This is a genomic window from Vibrio kyushuensis (genome assembly GCF_050337325.1).
Classification (GTDB): Bacteria; Pseudomonadota; Gammaproteobacteria; order Enterobacterales; family Vibrionaceae; genus Vibrio; species Vibrio kyushuensis.
Window position 1 is genome coordinate 116,473 of record NZ_JAKJSV010000002.1, and the last position, 17,308, is coordinate 133,780.

A 17,308-nucleotide genomic window follows, 5' to 3' on the forward strand; every position below is an offset into this window, starting at 1 on the left:
AGTATTAAGGCGGAGTCTATGGCTTGAAGTAGAAGCTAGGAGGCGCAGTTACAAAGACGCCCTTAGGTGCTGATATGGGGTTAAGTAGGTGAAGCAAGAGGGTGCTAATGTGCATCCTCTTATTATGTTACCTACGAAATAAACGATCGTTTAGCTTAGCTGATGTTGCTTAGGCGTCGATCTCTTTTGCTCGGTTTTTCCAATTATCAGCGAGATATAGTACGGCGCTGAATAGTAGAAAAATGACGGACAGAACAAGTAAGGTTGGCATTTTCAATACCCAAGCAAGGGTAGCGCCAACGAAAGCAACGAAGCAGCTTAAACGACTGGATGTCATGATTTGACCGAGTTTAATATTCATAGAGCCTCTACTAAATAGGTATCGAATTTCATCGCGCTGATTATGTCACCAACGACCAAAAAGAAAGCTAAATTAAAATGAATAAAAAGATGAATAAGTGACAAAACTAGGCAAGTGATTGATAAGTTCATATAAATGTAAAGGAACTCTGCCGTTCACATCCTATGTGGTTTCTCATTTAATGCTTTGTTGTGCTTAACTGCGTTACTATTTTTCATAAGGTAATAATTAAAAAGAGACTTTTTAAATTGAGACAAGTGTAATCTCGTAGAATTTTCTGTTTGATATACTCAAGGTTCAATCGATACAGAGAGTGATGATATGTCGAAAACTGCAAAGATAATGAATGAAGATAAGCTTGTTAAAAAGGCATTGGAAGTCGGCTCTAAGATGGCAAAACTACAAGGGTTTGATTTACCAGAGTCATCTGCACCTATTAAAGTGAAAGGGGTCTATTTATTTTTAGTTGGCGTAAATCAAATAACGCCATTGCCTGAGAGTAAGCTAGACGGTGCAAATATTAAAAAACGATTGGCACTGTGGATTCATAACGCGTTACCCGATAACGACCCTCTAAAATAGAATAATTATACAGGCCATTTTAAACCTAAAGTGGCCTTGCTTTCGTCGAGAACCCTTCAAGGCTATTTCAATAAGATGGACTTAGAACTAAGAGACATTACCCGAGAAAACTTCTATCAAATCTGTCTACTTCAAGTAGCACCAGAGCAAGTTAATCATGTGGATAGTAATTCTATCTCTTTGGCTGAAGCTAACTTTATGGCGTTTCCTTGGTATAGAGGCATATATGTCAATGATGCGCCTGTTGGTTTTATTCTTGTGGATGCAAATACTAAAACGGGAAAGTTTGCCTTGTGGAGGCTGATGCTCGATGAGTCACACCAGTCCAAGGGATTTGGTCGTAAAGCAATTCAAGTATTAGGTTCTGAACTGACAAAGGAATTTAGTATTACTAAGCTATTTACCAGTGTTGTTTCTGGCAAAGGTGGTCCTTAGCGCTTTTATGAAAACTGCGGTTTTAAAGTAACAGGTGCTTTGATTGAAGGGCGAGAAATTGAGCTGTGTCTACATATTGATTTTTAAAAGCAGTGAACTTTAACAGCCTAGAACGATAGAACCTGAGTGATTCACTTCTTTGGAAGCTTCGTTAATATAAAATGCATAGCAGCCATTTGAGTTTAAAGTGTAGCCTTTTGGCCAAATGTAGGAGGCTCGGTCTAAGCCGCCGTTGGAACTTAACGAATAACCCGGCACTTCAACATATCCCGACTTTCCAACGAACATATTGCCTAATATACAAAATTCAGGCTCATCACAGGGGATCGTTTCCCAATCTCTTGTCCACGATTCAGGAACGGTTATTTGCAATAGTGCTCTTAGTGTTCCGGCGCTCGCTGCTGGCATTCTCTCAGTTAAAGAAATGGTTTGGCCAGAGTAGTCGATGCTGGTGTCGGCATTATCTATTTCGATGCGTGCGTTGGCTAGGTCTAGCGCTGACTTTAAAGCGCCTCCCACGCCAAGTACAGTCGAAGCGACAGCGTCGCTCTTTAGGTTTAAAAATCTAGGGGCAGCAACAACAGCAAGAATACCTATAATCACGATAGAGACCACTAACTCAATGAGCGTAAAGCCTCTAATAACTCGTCTTCTATCCATGTTTAGATTATAGCCTATTGATTCCACAGTTCTGGTGTGAAAAGTTAACATAAAGTGGCCAGACGTACACTTAACATATGGCATTTTGTAATTGGACCATTTGAGTTAACGTTAAGTGCAAGTAAATTTTAATCGATTAGAGGAGGCCGAATGTTAGAAAAGTCTATTGCTATTCGACCAGCAGCCCCTGAAGAACTTGAGCAAATATATTCCCTAGTTACCTCAAACGGTGAGTGGACGAAGTTTAATGGCCCATACTTTTCTTATTCTCATCCAACCCTAGAGGAATTCGCTAAGAGTACATTTAAAAAGCTAGTATTAGGTTTAGATATGCAGCTAATAACGGTAAATCTGATTCCAGTCGGTACGGTTAACTGCTATTGGGAGTGTGAAGAGACTCGATGGTTAGAAGCGGGCATCGTGCTCTACGATTCTGAATATTGGGGGCAAGGTATTGCTGCTTTGGCTGTACCTCTTTGGGTAGAAAACCTATTTAATACTCGAAATATTGAACGAGTAGGTATGACGACTTGGTCGGGAAACCCAAGAATGATGGCACTAGCCACAAAGCTGGGATTTAAGCTCGAAGCGAGACTACGTAAAGTTCGTTATTACCAAGGTGAGTACTTTGATTCGATAAAGTACGGCGTGCTTCGCACTGAGTGGAAAGCTGGCTACTAATGTGTAGCCAGCGAAATAGTGGTTCGTCGGTTTGTAGTTAGTACATTATCTGTTTAGTACTTTAGTAAAGTGGGAAGTGCTCTAAAGTAAAACACTTTTCGTCATCCCTGCTTCATGGTGACCCGCAATATTACAAGAGAACTCAACGTTGTTATCCCCGTGGAAGTGCCATAAAAGCTGCTTTGCTTTACCTGGCTGTACCATCACAGTACTGCCGTCGCTATGATCGTGATGCTCGGTCATCATCTTCATCATTTCTCGGTGTTTGATTTGTTCATCCATCGAGCCAATAGAAAACTCGTGCTCGATTTTACCGGTGTTCATCACTACAAATTGCACCACATCATCAGGTTCAATCGTCACATCACCTTTAAAGCTGATTTTCATGTCATCGCTTAGAACAACGTGTACTACTTTATTCGGTTGAGCACCTTTGGCAGGCATCCCCACGGCTGACATACCTTCCATATTCATCATCATCGAACTACTCATATTGGAGTGGTCCATTTTGCTATGATCCATTTGAGAGTGGTCCATTTTTCCATGGTCCATCGACCCGTGATCCATGTTGCCGTGGTCCATCTTCATTGCAAAAGCAGAGGTTGAGAGTATTGCGATGCTCAGTGTGATAAGCGATTTTTTCATTTTTCTTTCCTTATGTTTATTCTTTGATTTTTGGTTACTTATTTTTCGTAAGTAATGCGAGCCGCTTGCGCACGGCCCGCGTGAGTTTGGTTGCTTTTTATTGGCCGCTTGTTGGTGGTAATGGGTTGTTCGTGATTTCTCTGCGTTTCCATAGTTGGAATACGGCTGGAAGTACCAGTAATGTGAGAAGTAACGCCGAGGCCATACCGCCAATCATTGGGGCCGCGATACGCTGCATGACTTCAGAGCCAGTGCCGTCGCCATACATAATTGGGATTAAGCCGATTATGACCGTAAGAACCGTCATCATGACCGGGCGCACACGCAAGCCTGCCCCTTCACCGATAGCGTCAGTAAGGTCTTGTGAAGTCAGTGGTTTACGTTCTTCTTGGGCGTGGAGTTTTTTGTAGTGCCACGCTTGATTGAGGTACACCAACATAATGACGCCGATCTCTACCGCAACACCTGAAAGGGCGATAAAACCAACCCCAACAGCTATTGAGAAGTTGAAGCCAAGAATGTGCATCAACCAAAGCCCGCCAACCATAGCGAGTGGTAAGGTCCCCATGATGATTAGTACCTCACCAACACGTCTGAAACTCAGGTAAAGCAGCAACATGATGATGGCAACCGTGACAGGTACCACCATGGTTAATCGCTCTTTCGCGCGCTCCATGTATTCGTATTGACCAGACCATGCAATGGAGTAGCCTGCCGGAAGAGCTAACTGTTCGCTAACCGCTTGTTGAGCTTCTACGACGTAAGAACCAAGATCTCGACCATCGATATCCACAAAGACCCAGCCGTTCGGGCGGGCGTTCTCAGTTTTAATCATTGGAGGGCCGTCTTCATAGCGAATATCGGCAACATCGGCGAGTGCGATACGCGCCCCATTGGCTGTCACAAGAGGGAGGTTTTGTAGCTTCACAACAGAGTTACGATAATCTTGCGGGTAGCGGACATTGATAGGGTAGCGCTCTAGCCCTTCAACTGTTTCTCCAACTTTCATACCGCCAACTGCCGTTGATACTACTTGCTGAATCTCTTTGATGCTCAAACTATATCTCGCAGCAGCGAGGCGTTTAATGTCGATGGTGACATAGCGGCCACCTGCGACACGTTCGGCGTAGACAGAAGCAGTGCCTGGTAGCGCATTTAGAATGGGCTCCAATTCAGCACCTATACCTTCAATTACTTTAAGGTCAGGCCCCGCGATTTTAATACCGATTGGCGTTTTAATCCCCGTTGCCAGCATATCGATGCGAGTTTTTATTGGCATAACCCACGCGTTGGTTAGCCCTGGAAATTTCACCAAGCTATCAAACTCGGCACGTAGTGAGTCGGTAGTGACACCTTCTCGCCATTCGCTGCGAGGTTTGAACTGAATAACACTCTCAATCATGGTGAGTGGCGCAGGGTCGGTGGCGGTATCTGCACGACCAATTTTCCCCCAAACGGTTTCCACTTCAGGAACGGTTTTAATCAGCTTATTGGTTTGTTGCAGTAACTCACGCGCTTTACCGATGGAAATGCCTGGATAAGTCGTTGGCATGTACATCAGATCGCCTTCATCCAATGGTGGAATGAACTCACTACCAAGCTGACTGGTTGGATAATAGGCCGACGCCATTAGACCTAGAGCGGCAACAATGATGAGTTTTGGGTACTTAAGGCTTAGATTCAGCATTGGGCGATAGAGCGCCACAAGCCCCTTGTTCACTGGGTTTTTGTTTTCTGGAAGAATATTACCGCGAACAAAGTAGCCCATAAGAACAGGTACTAAAGTGATTGCTAGACCCGCCGATGCCGCCATTGCATAGGTTTTAGTGAAGGCGAGTGGCGAGAACATCTTGCCCTCTTGTCCTTCTAGTGCGAATACCGGAACAAAACTGAGCGTGATGATAATCAGCGAGAAGAACAACGGCGCTCCGACCTCTTCGGCTGCTTTGCTGATAACCTGCCAACGGTTTTTATCCGTCAATGGGGTGCGTTCAATATGCTTATGCACGTTTTCAATCATTACGATAGCCCCATCCACCATGGCACCGATCGCGATGGCGATACCACCGAGTGACATGATGTTGGCGTTGATACCTTGCCAATGCATAACGATGAACGCGCTTAAAATACCAACGGGTAAACTGATGGCAATAACCAGTGATGAACGGATATGGAACAAGAACAGAGCACAGACTACGGCCACAACAATGAACTCTTCAATGAGTTTCTGCCATAGGTTTTCGACTGCGGCATCAATGAGCGTAGATCGGTCATAGGTCGCGACTATTTCTACACCTTCTGGCAAGCCTTGTTGAAGCTCGTTCAGTTTACTCTTAACGTTGTCGATGACTTCACTGGCGTTCTCACCAAAGCGCATAACGATGACACTGCCCACCGCTTCGCCTTCGCCATTTAGCTCAGATATACCACGGCGCATCTGTGGGCCTATATTGATTTCGGCAATGTCACCTAACAACAGAGGTGTGCCTTTATCGGTCACCTTAAGCGGTAGCGATTTAATGTCTTCGATGCTGCTTAAATAGCCAGTAGTACGGACCATGTGTTCAGCTTCGGCCACTTCAACAACCGATGCACCTGTCTCTTGGTTACCATCTTGGATTGCCATGTTCACTTGCTGAAGCGTTAGGTCGTAAGCGCGGAGCTTGGCAGGATCAATTTGCACCTGGTACTGCTTGACCATACCGCCTACGGTAGCAACTTCTGATACGCCCTCTACCGTTTGCAGTTCGTATTTTAAGAACCAATCTTGCAGGCTACGTAACTCTGCTAAATCGTGTTGGCCTGTTTTGTCTTGTAATACGTAGCTGTAAATCCAGCCCACGCCGGTGGCATCAGGCCCAAGTGTTGGTTTAGCGTTAGCTGGAAGGTTAGGAGCTACTTGGCTTAGGTACTCCAATACTCTAGAGCGGGCCCAGTACATGTCGGTATCGTCGTTAAAGATGATGTAGACATAGGAGTCGCCAAAGAAGGAGTAGCCGCGAACGGTTTCTGCGCCCGGCACTGCAAGCATGGCAGTGGTCAGTGGATAGGTGACTTGATCTTCCACCACTTGCGGAGCTTGACCCGGATAGCTGGTTTTAATAATTACCTGCACATCAGAGAGATCAGGCAGCGCGTCAACAGGTGTGTTTTTAACGCTATAAAGCCCTGCCAATGTGAGGAAGATACTGGCAATTAAAACCAAGAATCGATTATTGATCGACCATCGAATAATGGCGGTAATCATTGGTTATCCCCCATGTCGTGAGTGTCAATGTCGATTAAAGAGGGTTCAGCGCCGTCTTTGCTGACTAGAAATCGCACCGACTGGCCTTCAACCAAACCAGACAAATCGACATCTTCCCCAACCGAAAAGTTCATTTCGCCAGCTGCCCAGCTCCACTCAGGCACCTCGGCGTGTTTGAGAGTGATCATGCCAAAGTCAGCCATCAGCATAGAGATCTCGCCATCTACCCATAGCTCACTGGCAATAACGGTGTCGTCGACGTTAAGGGTGACAACATCGTACTGCCCTGATTCGCCTTTTTGCATTTCAAAGTCGATCATCTGGCCTTTGCTCAGTTGAGACATGTCAACGTCTTCGGCAATGTTGAAGTTCATCACCATTCCCGGCCAATTCCATTCTGGTACTGGCTGGTGGTTAATGGTCAGCATGCGATGGCCTTCCATCACATCGGTGATTTCTCCCTTCGCCCATGCGGTCTCAGCCGCTGGCTCTACTCCATTGATACGAGAGAGGTCAGCCGATTGGCTTGATTCTGAATCGATCATAAAGTGAGCTGAAGTCACGATGCGATCGTTCTCGTTGAGACCTTGAATGACTTCGATTTTTTCACCGGCTTCACGTCCAACTTCAACGCGAGCTGAGCGGTATTTACCATTACCTTGTGAAAGCACCACACGTGTCATGCCGCCAGAGCGAATGACTGATGATCTTGGAATCGCCAGAACGCTATCGCTAGATTCTGGTTGCAAAGCGATATTGGCAAACATATTTGGTTTCAAGTCACCATCTGGGTTGGCAAACTTTAGTCGCACTCTAAGGGTACGAGTTTTGGGGTCTAGGATTGGGTAAACGTAATCCACGATGCCTTGCCACTCTTGCCCCGGTATCGCATCAAGTGTCATGCTGGCTTGGCTGCCTGTGGTGATCCAATGAGATTGACGTTCAAAGACTTCTGCATCCACCCACACTTCATTAAGTGGCCCGGCACTGATAACGGTTTGAGCAGGAGAGAGGTAGCCTCCTTCGCGAATATTCAAACTGGCTATAACGCCATCGGCTATCGCTTTGATTTCGATGGTTTGAGAGGCTCGGTTTGCTTTTACGATCTGTCTGATTTGTGATTTATCAACGCCTAATGAAACCAAACGATCGGTAGCGCCGCGTATTAACCCTTTGTGACCCGCTCTATACGCATTAAGCAACTCTTCTTGAGCTTTCACTAGTTCTGGCGAATATAGTGTGAACAGCACGTCGCCTTTGTTTACCTGCTCGCCGATGGCGTTAACATTGAGTTTTTCAACCCAACCTGCAATACGAACATTGGTTTGCCAAACGAGGCTGTCATCGAACGCGACATAACCAACGGTTTCAATACGAGGCGATAGTTTTTCTTGCGTCACTAGGGCGGTTTTGACCCCAAGATTGTTCTCTACCGCAGGGTTAATGGTGACAGTTCCGGCTTCTTCGTTCTCCCCTGCAAGGTCAGAGGCATAGACAGGGACAAGGTCCATCCCCATGGGTGATTTGCCAGGTTGATCTCGGCGATAGTTCGCATCCATTGGAGCAACCCAATAGAGAGGCTCGTCTGCCCCTTTTGCGTCAGAAGAGGCCATGGCACTCATATCGTGGCCTGTTGGCATGATGAAGTGGCTTACTCCAAAGCCAACAGCACTGCCAATTAGCAAAGCAAGCGTTGCGATTTTTATTGTTTTCATAATCTATTCCTAATTCTTACGTCATTACTTCTGAGTGTCTGCGAGTGAACTCTCTGCGCCAGATTGGTTTTGATGGGCACCTTGTTCGTCACTGTTCAAATTTGGCAGTTCAACATTGAAATCGAATCCACGGAGCAGCGAAGCTAGGTTGCTGTTGACGAGGTTTAAATCGGTGAGAAGACGTTGCTGTTCAAGTTGCAATGCCAATTCATCACGACTGGCGGTAATGACAGTATTAAATTGCGCCGTATTGTTTTGATAGCCTCTTTCCACGGCTTCAGAGCGAGATTTTGCTTGGGGCAGTAGCGAAGATTGATAGCGATCCAGACGTTGTTCAAGGTTACTCTTGTCGATAAGTAGCGTATTTACCTTGGCGTTCATTTGGCTAAGTAGGGTGTCTTTTTGAGACTTAGCAGCCCCAACTTGGTATTGCGCCGCTGAATGCTGTCTGTCTTGGCGGTTACCAGTAAACAGAGGCACATCCATTGTGACGTAAGCACTGACGAGATCAGAAGCAGGGTCACCCATCATTCCATTGGCCTGTCTATAGGCGTACATGACCTCGACACCGAATTGAGGAGTATAAGCTTGCTCAGCAATCTCGACTTGAGTTTGATTGGTAGAAATAGCGACGTCGGCCATTTGAACCATAGGGTGCTGGTTAAGTTGTTGGTAGTGTTTGGTTGAATCTGTAGAGCTATTTAAACGCTGCTCAAGTAAGTCCCAATCCAGTTGATTACTCGCTTGCAATGAGTCAGTGCGATAGAGCCAATCAGACTCTAACCACTCTGACAGTTGAGAAATCAAGCGATGCTGCATTTGCATGTTCGCTTGTAGCTTCTCTTCAATCTGGCTGACTTGCAGCTGTGCATTCAGCAGATCTTGCGCTTCGCTTTTACCAATTGAATAGTTGGTTTGAATAAAGCTTTCCATCTCTTGCATGAGTCGATGGTTCTCAAGCAGCACTTTATGCGCCTGTTGCTGGTAGCCAAGCTCTAGCCACAGTTGAGTCATGCTGTTGGCGACGTCGAGTTCTCGAGCGGCTATTTGCAGTGTCATGCCATCGGCCTGTTGATTGGCTTGGCGCTGTTGAAGATCAAGTGTAGAGCCACGGCTAAATTGCTGCATCAACCCAACCGAGATGTTGGTCATCGGATCTTCGTCGAACTTAAAGCTATCGACAGGTAGGCCACCAAACCCCACTTTGAGTTTTGGGTCAGCGAGAGTGGCACTGGCAATGCCCGTTTCACGTATCGCATGAGATTGAGCTTGAAATTGCTTGCGGCCGTTATCAGTATTAAGCGCAATATCGATTAATTGAGCTAATGATATCTGAGTGCTAGTGGCGTTATTGTTAGCGGTAGTCATGGTATTAGCATTAGCCTGCTCTGATGTTACTGCAGAGGCATATACAGGCGCAGCAATACCAACTACAGCACTGATTGTCAGTACTAAAAATGTAGGTTTGATATTCACTTTGGTATCCATATCCATGCGCAGATCCTGCGCGTGAAAAACTCTTTACGCTCTTAGGTCAGTGAGACTAAGAGATCGTAATACGAATAAATAAGAGTTGGATTAAGCGATTGGGGGGCGATAGAGCGACTGAGGTCGCAACACTCGATTCCCTTGTGATAGTGAGGAAAAGAGTGATTTTTTATGATCAAACAGAAGTGGCGTTGTGACGTTCGGAGTAAATACTACAACGGTTGCGCAAGTGGCACTACAGCAGGTGTGTGCTGATTCATTGTTACTTTCACAATGGGGGGATGAACTCATCGTGTCAGACAGTGTCTGCATTGAGTCGCGCTTGGTAAGTGAGTGCTGCTGGTGCCGTGAGTCATCGGCAGATATTTGGCTGTGACACGGTGAAATATTACTTTGTAGCTGCAGGTCGTGATCGAGCATTTTGAAGGTCATCATCGGTGCGCTCGAGGCAACACTCGTCGTCAGCATTACTATAATGCTAACAAACGTAATCCAAATTATGCGTATAGAAGATAACCGCATGACAAGCCTTCAGAAGTAAATTCAATGCGATAATAGAGGTTGCCCCTAGGGTAAGGTCAAGACTCTTTTGCTAACCTTCTACTTTGTAATAGGTTTCTTTAATAAGTATCACTCAGTGTTAAATGTCACATCAGCTTTAAGGGTGAGATACTCCATCATCTTAGATTGGCTTACGGGTTTGGCTTTTAAAAAACCTTGAATGTAGTTACAGCCAAATTTTTGCAGTGAGGCCAACTGCATTTCCGTTTCCACGCCCTCCGCCACGACACCCAATGAAATAGTATGAGACATGGAAATGATGGCTTGGCACAGCTTTGCTGACTTATGACTTGGGTTCCCTATGTATTGAACAAAGCTTCGGTCAATTTTTATAATATCGACTGGGTATTCGCTAAGAACTGAAAGGGATGAATAACCCGTACCAAAATCATCGAGATAAATAGTGGCCCCGAGTCGCTTTATCTCATTAAGTGCGTCGACGGTACATGATGAATTACTCAACAATAGAGACTCTGTTATTTCAACACCTAGCAAGTTCGTTGGAAATTTATACCGGCTTAACGCGTGCTGCAGTGTGTGAACAATATGATCGGACTCAAACTGTTTAGCGGAAACATTGATGTTGATTCTTGGCAGTTTAGCGTATGCGTTACCTATATAGAGCTGTTCTAATAGTTGGCACACTTGCTTAACTATCCAATCGCCTATTTTTATGATTAGCCCAGTCTCTTCAGCAATTGGGATAAATTCCGCTGGGGATATAGAGCCTTTTTCTGGGTGATCCCAGCGAAGCAGTGCTTCAAAGCCGGAAACTTGATCGGTCTGCTGACAATAAATGGGTTGATAGGCCAAAGAGAGCTGCTCTTCCTTTACTGCGGTAGTAAGCTCTTGCTCCAGCACAAAACGATGCTTAACTTGAGTGAACATCTTCTCATCAAAAAATATCACCTTTTCAGTACCAGAATTTTTTGCCTTGTACATCGCTGTGTCGGCCTCACGTAAAATACTGGCAATGGGCTGAGATGCCGAAGTGACAACAGAAACACCTATACTTGCGCCAATATGGCAAGTTTGTCCTTTGATGATATAGGGCTTCGCGATCAGCTTTGAAAAACGTGAGCAGAGATCTTGTAATATCCGTTCATCAACCTGATTGGGTAGACAAACGACAAATTCATCCCCGCCAAAGCGGAAGCAACTGTCATCTCGGCGTGCGTTTTTTTTCAGGCGCGTGGCAACTTGCTGTAATAATAGATCGCCAATGATATGCCCCATTGAATCGTTGATGATCTTAAATCGATCCAAATCGATAAATAGTATTGAAAAGCCATCACTCGCTTGTTTTTTAATTTGTGTGAGCTGATTTTCAAGCGTTTCACTGAGTGCCTGACGATTAAATAAGCCAGTTAACTCATCTTGCGTGGCTTGAATCTCAAGGCTCCGGGTTTTTTCTTTTACGAGTTGATCAGAAATTTTGAGTCGATGAGCGTAGAAGCCAAAGCCCCACGATACTGATGCTGTCAGAAGCAGTATTAATACGACAGCGGTTGAACCATAGATCAGCATGCCAATGCCGTCATCAATGGTAGAGATTGATATTTTCCATTGCTGGTTGATGCTAAGCAGCCTCACTTTCTGTGAGTAGGTGATCTCTCGTTGGTAGTATCGGGTTTTGCTTAACTCAAGATTAAGATGGGATTGGAAGAGAATAGTGTGAAATTGCTGGTTCGGCTTTAGGTTAACCACTGAGATATTAAGCTCGTTCGAATTGATTTCGCCTTGCCATGTTACACCCAGAAATTCATGAAATAGAATACTGACGACGACAAACCCTTGCAGTGTACCCTTATCACTTACTACGGGTAGAAACAGTTTGATACCGTGATTGCCACCTTCATTAAAAGGGCTGGTCGCAATAGTCTGTTGAGAGAGTGCCTGTTTCATTGCGGCCGCATCATCACAATGAGTATCAAGCCTCTCGCCCAAATAATCACTTGCTTCAAATTGGGGTGAGATGTAGTAAACCGGTAGCGTTGCATTATCTAACCATTTTGCACACGACGATACTCGTTCCACATTAGGCAATAGTTGAAAGCCGAGCAACCCATTGCTCTGAGCGCTCTGTTCGAACGGTTTTACATCATCAAGGGCGATCAGTGGTAGCCAAAATAGAGAATGGATTCCAGAGCCAATTCCTGTTCGATCTTTAAGAAAGTGCTGAAACTGAGCCTGTGTAGGGTTATTCCCATTTTGAATGAACTTTTGGCTTGAGTAGATAAGCTCAGACAGAGAGTTCATTGATTGCTCTAGTGACTTAACCTTGCTGTTAAATCGTATTTCAAGCTGATCGTTTAACCGCCTAGACTCGTAAAACTCAACGACTAGAAAACTTGAGATTGCAATGGCGATGCCTATCGTCCAGATCGTGAGAAAGGATTTGTGGGTAAACGAGAACGTCAATGTAGGGGCTCTAACAGCGAGTATTATCAATAGAGATTATCATATTCAAACCATGAATGGTAATGGGTCTTATTTAGATTTATCGTGCCGCTCAAGCATTAAAGCTAATCAGGGTATATTAATAATGACAACTAAAAAGATTGTGTTAGCAGTGGAGCGGCGGCTGGCGCAGCATTGAGAGTCAAGTTGGTGGAGCCTCTGGTAAACAGCCGTGACTGCTACTACTGTCGCTAGTGCGATGATGGGGCAATAGCTAGATATAGAGCGAGCAGAGAGCCAGATAGAGTTAAAAAGTAGGTAGTGGTTAGGGGGAGGAATTGGTGAACTTAATTACACATCCCTGTGTAATGTATTCTGTATATCAGTTGGCTTTAAAGCGCTTCATAAATTGACTAAAGCGTGGAATCAGGCTTTGTATAGTTGGCGCATCGGGGATGTCATTTACAAAACTAATAAAGCGTAGCGCCTTATTTTTATCTCCTTGAGCAGTCCCTGCTAATATAGCTTGAGCTAAAATCACATGCTCAGCGGTAACGTCCTTATTCGAAAATTCGTGAATCAACATAGAAAATCCTAATAAGTATAAATACGGGTGTGATAATACAATATTTTGATGGTTGTATCGATAGCTTATGGCATTCATCAATGTCAGATTCTTGTGAAATCAAGACGCTACTGGTAGCAAAATATTCAGCTTCATCTTAGTTGCTATTAAATATATTTCATATCAACAGGTTAACTGATAACCCACTAGGGTAAGGTGTACTGGTTGCCCCGTTGTCGAAATAGGTAAGAAAAAACGGCGCTTAGTTGTTTGGGTCGTTGAGAGTTTTGCTTTCTGGACGGCGAGGTGTATGAATGTTTGCCAGTAGTGGCTATCAACTAAAAACAAACTCAGATGGCGCGCCTATAAAAATCATGTCAGATATTCCAAGCGTTTTATCAAATTTAATACCAACTCTAAAGTTACGTTTCCCCAGTTCCTGCCTTAAATATGAAACGGTACCCTGTAGCTTTCTAGGCCCTAGCTTGATTTCAATTTTTTCTCCCATCTCAAACTTACTGCGGCACTCTATACCTAACCCACCTTTAGAGAGATCGATAATTTCCATAGGTGTATAAGTTGAAAGTAGTGTTCGCCTTCTAATGTAGGCTTTAGTCCCTTTCATGTGCATTCTAGGGTAAGCGCGAAGCTCTTGTTTAGATCTGTTTTTTAGATCGTCAGGCGTTTTTTGTACTTGCTTTTTTGGCGTGAAAATAGTCATTTATAATTCTAATAATGGTGAAACGTGCACCAAAAGTCGTACACATTGAGTGAGTAATGATTTAACAAGTAACCGAGATATTTGCATACCGAACGCATGACGAAATCGTTATAAATTAGATCTTGGTATGGCGTATTGATTATATGGAAGCGGTTAATATGAGGTCAAATAACAATTAAGTATGTATATCTTGTTGTTATTTATGTCACTAATTCAATTACACTGTTCACAGTAGCCTTGTCGTTCATTCTTAACGTTAACTATTTGAAATTTATTAACCATTTCAATGAAATATGAGAACGGCTCGAAATAGGGTTTTGTTGTCGAAATTCTAAATGCGAATAAAAAGCAGCAAATATTGATTACAGTAATCATTGATCTACTTCACAGAGCATAAATGCGCTAAAATGCACGCCACTATTTTAGCCTAGAGCCCTATTACCGAATGACTACAGCTTCTACTCCGACCAATAAGCCAAACAGCTTTACTGAACTTGCCCTTATTCAACCTTTGTTAGCCCGTCTAACTGAGCTTGAATATCAACAACCTACACCAATTCAAGCGCAAGTTATTCCAAGTGTGTTAGCTGGCCGCGACTTAATTGCTGGGGCGAATACGGGATCGGGTAAAACTGCGGCATTCGCATTGCCTCTGTTACAAGACATTTTTGGTCAAAAAGAATCTGGTAAAAATCATAGTGGTAAAGGTAACTATGTTTCAGGGCTAATTTTGGTACCCACACGTGAGTTGGCGAAACAAGTTGCTGACAGCATTAAGTCGTATGCCGTGCATTTTAACGGTGCGATTAAAACCGTTTCTGTGTTTGGTGGTGTTTCAGCCAATACGCAAATGCTTGCGCTACGTGGTGGTACAGACATTCTTGTTGCAACACCGGGTCGATTACTTGACCTAATTTCAAGCAATGCCATTAAGCTAGATCGTGTGAAGACCTTAGTACTTGATGAAGCAGACCGAATGTTAAGCCTTGGCTTTACTGAAGAGCTATCTGAGTTGCTGGCTCTACTGCCAAAGCAAAAACAGACACTCTTGTTCTCAGCTACTTTCCCAGAGCAAGTACAGACTCTTACTCAAGAACTGCTTAATGGCCCTGTTGAAATTCAATTGCAAAGCGAGGATGCGAGCACATTAGTACAGCGCGCGTTTACCGTGAATAAAGGTGAAAAAACAGCGGTGTTAGCACACTTAATTAAGCAGAATGATTGGCGACAAGCTCTCGTGTTCGTTAACGCCAAAAATAGTTGTGAGCATTTGGCCGATAAACTGTATAAACGTGGCATTGAAGCTGAAGTGTTCCACGGTGATAAAGGTCAGGGTTCTCGTACTCGTATATTAGAAGCGTTTAAATCGGGTGAAATCGAAGTATTAATAGCAACCGATATTGCGGCTCGTGGTCTCGATATTGAAAAGCTTCCAGTGGTTATTAACTTTGATTTGCCGAGAAGCCCATCAGATTATATGCACCGTATTGGTCGAAGTGGTCGTGCTGGTGAAGTGGGGTTAGCTCTGTCTCTGCTTGATTATGAAGATTATCATCACTTCAAAGTTATCGAGAAGAAAAACAAAATCCGCCTTGAACGTGAAGAAGTTGCTGGATTTGAAGTGGATGATGTTGTTACTGAAGAAATGTTAGCAGCGAATAAACCGACTGCGAAACCTGCCGGTTTAGGTAAGAAAAAACGTAAGAAAAAAGACAATGGCAATTCTGACATTTGGTTAAGAAATTCGTAATTCGTTTGCTCTGATTGATGAGTGCTCGTCGATATTGACTGGCGCTCATTGTCGTAATCGAAATGACAGTAATAGTAGAAAAATATTAAGGTAAAGAGAATGAGCGGAACTCAAAGAACAAATATTCGTCCGGGATTGGCAGTGCAGATTGTGCTTAAAAAAGATCAGCGTAGTGGTGTACTCACATCAGGCATAGTGAAAGATCTTTTAACTAAGTCACCAAACCACCCTCATGGCATTAAGGTACGACTAGAGAGTGGCGACGTCGGCCGTGTCAAAGTGATCGGTTAATCTTTTTTCTCGATCGTGATTTCAATATTTTTACTATCGCCAGCAAACCACTTCTGAACATACAATGAGCCAACAATAGGTGCGGTTCCTTCTTCTGGAACTTCTTTATAGCGCACACTGTTTTTGGTCTCTTTTTCGTATTCAAATTGAACGACTTTCTTCGACATTTCTTACTCCATTGAACATGACTTTTCGATTGATTTTGGCATATTGGCTTACAAACCAGCTTCATTTCAACCGTTTTGTTGTCAGTTTTTAGATGGGGTAGGTTTTATAATACTCAGTAGTTTAAAATCAGCGATGAAAAAGGGCTGGCAACAGTGTTGTTATACACTTTACCAACCCTTCGTTAAGATTGTTTATGTTTGATTATTACTCATAATCTGAAGCGTAAGTCTCTTCATAAGTATGTGAGTAAAGCTCGAATAGGTTACCAAACGGGTCTTCTAGGTAAACCATTTTCGCCTGTTTACTGTCGTCTTCAGGGTGGTAGCGCATCACATCCATACGTACTTTACCGCCAAGCTGTTTTACCTTTTCCATTACGCCTTCAAAGTCGTCTGTTTGTAGACAGAAGTGGAATATACCTAGACGAGAAAAGTCGACTTCGTGGCGCTCTTGGCGCTCTTTCATTTCAAATAGCTCAACGCCAATGCCATCAGTCGTTACAAGGTGTGCAATGTTGAATCCTTTAAAGCCTTCACCAAATACGGCAATACACATACGGCCGATTGCTGACTCACGTTCTTCGATGACTTTTGTATTGTTCATTACGATACTTAGACCTAGTGCTTGAGTGTAAAACTCTACCGCTTTATCCATATCGCCAACCATAATTCCCACGTGATTCATTTTCATAACTTTCCCCAAACCCAGATGATTAATTCGTATCGTGTTTCGATGTAGTCACTATAGAGTTCTATTTTTATTTCGTAAAATTATCAAATATTATTAATTTGATAATGTTTTGTTATTGTCGAGAGGGTAGGGTATGACAGCTACTGGTATGGAAAGAATGGTTGAGCTTGTTGCAATCCCTTATGTTCGAGATCTCGTGATGTAATATCTCTCTGGTGGGAATGGCATTTATCTCAATGTAATTATGTTTATTTTCAGCAACAATAGGGCGTATTTAGGGATAAAGTTAATGCTGAATGATCAACGAGCGCGTAAACTAGAGAGATTAAACGGTGTTGAATATTGATA

Annotated in this window: 17 protein-coding genes; 5 read left to right on the forward strand and 12 right to left on the reverse strand. The window is 43.8% G+C overall.

Features of this window, described 5'->3' with window-relative positions; translation table 11 throughout:
• Nucleotides 1-169: 169 nt before the first annotated feature.
• Nucleotides 170-361 (reverse strand): hypothetical protein, encoded by a 192-nt coding sequence (locus tag L4D20_RS00525; protein WP_428799612.1) that lies wholly within the window; start codon nucleotides 359-361, stop codon nucleotides 170-172.
• 321 nt (nucleotides 362-682) lie between these two features.
• On the opposite strand from L4D20_RS00525, the gene L4D20_RS00530 reads away from it, so the two are divergent.
• Together L4D20_RS00530 and L4D20_RS00535 are read left to right on the forward strand one after the other, a co-directional pair.
• Nucleotides 683-943, forward strand: a complete 261-nt coding sequence (locus L4D20_RS00530; protein WP_428799613.1) for a DUF5062 family protein — start codon at nucleotides 683-685, stop codon at nucleotides 941-943.
• A 75-nt stretch (nucleotides 944-1,018) separates the two neighbouring features.
• Entirely contained in the window at nucleotides 1,019-1,378 is a 360-nt protein-coding gene (locus L4D20_RS00535; protein ID WP_428799614.1) for a GNAT family N-acetyltransferase, read from the forward strand.
• A 99-nt stretch (nucleotides 1,379-1,477) separates the two neighbouring features.
• On the opposite strand, the gene L4D20_RS00540 is transcribed toward L4D20_RS00535, so the two are convergent.
• The gene (locus tag L4D20_RS00540; protein WP_428799615.1) at nucleotides 1,478-2,038 is read right to left on the reverse strand and encodes a type II secretion system protein; all 561 of its coding nucleotides are present in this window, start codon (nucleotides 2,036-2,038) and stop codon (nucleotides 1,478-1,480) included.
• Nucleotides 2,039-2,188: 150 nt separating this feature from the next.
• Here L4D20_RS00540 and L4D20_RS00545 point away from each other — a divergent pair, with 150 nt between their 5' ends.
• A complete protein-coding gene (locus tag L4D20_RS00545; protein ID WP_428799616.1) occupies nucleotides 2,189-2,719 on the forward strand; it encodes a GNAT family N-acetyltransferase in 531 nt (176 codons plus the stop codon).
• 81 nt (nucleotides 2,720-2,800) lie between these two features.
• Here L4D20_RS00545 and copI read toward each other — a convergent pair whose 3' ends face one another.
• The 8 genes from copI to L4D20_RS00585 form a co-directional block, all read right to left on the reverse strand.
• Nucleotides 2,801-3,364 carry a copper-resistant cuproprotein CopI gene (copI, locus tag L4D20_RS00550; protein ID WP_428799617.1) on the reverse strand — a complete coding sequence of 188 codons (564 nt, stop codon included), beginning with the start codon at nucleotides 3,362-3,364 and terminating at the stop codon, nucleotides 2,801-2,803.
• 97 nt (nucleotides 3,365-3,461) lie between these two features.
• Nucleotides 3,462-6,611, reverse strand: coding sequence for an efflux RND transporter permease subunit (locus L4D20_RS00555; protein ID WP_428799618.1), 3,150 nt, complete (start codon nucleotides 6,609-6,611; stop codon nucleotides 3,462-3,464).
• A complete protein-coding gene (locus tag L4D20_RS00560) occupies nucleotides 6,608-8,326 on the reverse strand; it encodes an efflux RND transporter periplasmic adaptor subunit (RefSeq protein ID WP_428799619.1) in 1,719 nt (572 codons plus the stop codon). The genes L4D20_RS00555 and L4D20_RS00560 overlap by 4 nt, the downstream gene beginning before the upstream one ends.
• Before the next feature lie 24 nt (nucleotides 8,327-8,350).
• On the reverse strand, nucleotides 8,351-9,814 hold the full coding sequence (locus L4D20_RS00565) for a TolC family protein (RefSeq protein WP_428800720.1): 1,464 nt from the start codon (nucleotides 9,812-9,814) through the stop codon (nucleotides 8,351-8,353).
• A gap of 90 nt (nucleotides 9,815-9,904) precedes the next feature.
• Nucleotides 9,905-10,282: a hypothetical protein gene (locus L4D20_RS00570; protein ID WP_428799620.1), complete on the reverse strand. Its 378-nt coding sequence runs from the start codon at nucleotides 10,280-10,282 to the stop codon at nucleotides 9,905-9,907.
• Nucleotides 10,283-10,444: 162 nt separating this feature from the next.
• Nucleotides 10,445-12,634, reverse strand: a complete 2,190-nt coding sequence (locus L4D20_RS00575) for a bifunctional diguanylate cyclase/phosphodiesterase (protein ID WP_428799621.1) — start codon at nucleotides 12,632-12,634, stop codon at nucleotides 10,445-10,447.
• Between the two features lie 523 nt (nucleotides 12,635-13,157).
• Nucleotides 13,158-13,361, reverse strand: a complete 204-nt coding sequence (locus L4D20_RS00580; RefSeq protein WP_428799622.1) for a pyrophosphatase — start codon at nucleotides 13,359-13,361, stop codon at nucleotides 13,158-13,160.
• A 313-nt stretch (nucleotides 13,362-13,674) separates the two neighbouring features.
• The gene (locus L4D20_RS00585; RefSeq protein WP_428799623.1) at nucleotides 13,675-14,061 is read right to left on the reverse strand and encodes a PilZ domain-containing protein; all 387 of its coding nucleotides are present in this window, start codon (nucleotides 14,059-14,061) and stop codon (nucleotides 13,675-13,677) included.
• Between the two features lie 445 nt (nucleotides 14,062-14,506).
• On the opposite strand from L4D20_RS00585, the gene L4D20_RS00590 reads away from it, so the two are divergent.
• On the forward strand, nucleotides 14,507-15,811 hold the full coding sequence (locus L4D20_RS00590; protein WP_428799624.1) for a DEAD/DEAH box helicase: 1,305 nt from the start codon (nucleotides 14,507-14,509) through the stop codon (nucleotides 15,809-15,811).
• 99 nt (nucleotides 15,812-15,910) lie between these two features.
• Nucleotides 15,911-16,102 (forward strand): YwbE family protein, encoded by a 192-nt coding sequence (locus L4D20_RS00595; protein WP_428799625.1) that lies wholly within the window; start codon nucleotides 15,911-15,913, stop codon nucleotides 16,100-16,102.
• Here L4D20_RS00595 and L4D20_RS00600 read toward each other — a convergent pair.
• Entirely contained in the window at nucleotides 16,099-16,269 is a 171-nt protein-coding gene (locus tag L4D20_RS00600) for a hypothetical protein (RefSeq protein ID WP_428799626.1), read from the reverse strand. The two genes, L4D20_RS00595 and L4D20_RS00600, sit on opposite strands and share 4 nt — an antisense overlap.
• Before the next feature lie 205 nt (nucleotides 16,270-16,474).
• Nucleotides 16,475-16,960: a VOC family protein gene (locus tag L4D20_RS00605; protein ID WP_428799627.1), complete on the reverse strand. Its 486-nt coding sequence runs from the start codon at nucleotides 16,958-16,960 to the stop codon at nucleotides 16,475-16,477.
• Between the last annotated feature and the right edge of the window lie 348 nt (nucleotides 16,961-17,308).

What these genes read in the sequence shown, in the direction of transcription:
- L4D20_RS00525 (WP_428799612.1), bottom strand. Translation starts at nt 361, where the DNA reads ATGAATATTAAACTCGGTCAAATCATGACATCCAGTCGTTTAAGCTGC.
- L4D20_RS00530 (WP_428799613.1), top strand. Translation starts at nt 683, where the DNA reads ATGTCGAAAACTGCAAAGATAATGAATGAAGATAAGCTTGTTAAAAAG.
- L4D20_RS00535 (WP_428799614.1), top strand. Translation starts at nt 1,019, where the DNA reads ATGGACTTAGAACTAAGAGACATTACCCGAGAAAACTTCTATCAAATC.
- L4D20_RS00540 (WP_428799615.1), bottom strand. Translation starts at nt 2,038, where the DNA reads ATGGATAGAAGACGAGTTATTAGAGGCTTTACGCTCATTGAGTTAGTG.
- L4D20_RS00545 (WP_428799616.1), top strand. Translation starts at nt 2,189, where the DNA reads ATGTTAGAAAAGTCTATTGCTATTCGACCAGCAGCCCCTGAAGAACTT.
- copI (WP_428799617.1), bottom strand. Translation starts at nt 3,364, where the DNA reads ATGAAAAAATCGCTTATCACACTGAGCATCGCAATACTCTCAACCTCT.
- L4D20_RS00555 (WP_428799618.1), bottom strand. Translation starts at nt 6,611, where the DNA reads ATGATTACCGCCATTATTCGATGGTCGATCAATAATCGATTCTTGGTT.
- L4D20_RS00560 (WP_428799619.1), bottom strand. Translation starts at nt 8,326, where the DNA reads ATGAAAACAATAAAAATCGCAACGCTTGCTTTGCTAATTGGCAGTGCT.
- L4D20_RS00565 (WP_428800720.1), bottom strand. Translation starts at nt 9,814, where the DNA reads ATGGATACCAAAGTGAATATCAAACCTACATTTTTAGTACTGACAATC.
- L4D20_RS00570 (WP_428799620.1), bottom strand. Translation starts at nt 10,282, where the DNA reads ATGCTGACGACGAGTGTTGCCTCGAGCGCACCGATGATGACCTTCAAA.
- L4D20_RS00575 (WP_428799621.1), bottom strand. Translation starts at nt 12,634, where the DNA reads ATGAACTCTCTGTCTGAGCTTATCTACTCAAGCCAAAAGTTCATTCAA.
- L4D20_RS00580 (WP_428799622.1), bottom strand. Translation starts at nt 13,361, where the DNA reads ATGTTGATTCACGAATTTTCGAATAAGGACGTTACCGCTGAGCATGTG.
- L4D20_RS00585 (WP_428799623.1), bottom strand. Translation starts at nt 14,061, where the DNA reads ATGACTATTTTCACGCCAAAAAAGCAAGTACAAAAAACGCCTGACGAT.
- L4D20_RS00590 (WP_428799624.1), top strand. Translation starts at nt 14,507, where the DNA reads ATGACTACAGCTTCTACTCCGACCAATAAGCCAAACAGCTTTACTGAA.
- L4D20_RS00595 (WP_428799625.1), top strand. Translation starts at nt 15,911, where the DNA reads ATGAGCGGAACTCAAAGAACAAATATTCGTCCGGGATTGGCAGTGCAG.
- L4D20_RS00600 (WP_428799626.1), bottom strand. Translation starts at nt 16,269, where the DNA reads ATGTCGAAGAAAGTCGTTCAATTTGAATACGAAAAAGAGACCAAAAAC.
- L4D20_RS00605 (WP_428799627.1), bottom strand. Translation starts at nt 16,960, where the DNA reads ATGAAAATGAATCACGTGGGAATTATGGTTGGCGATATGGATAAAGCG.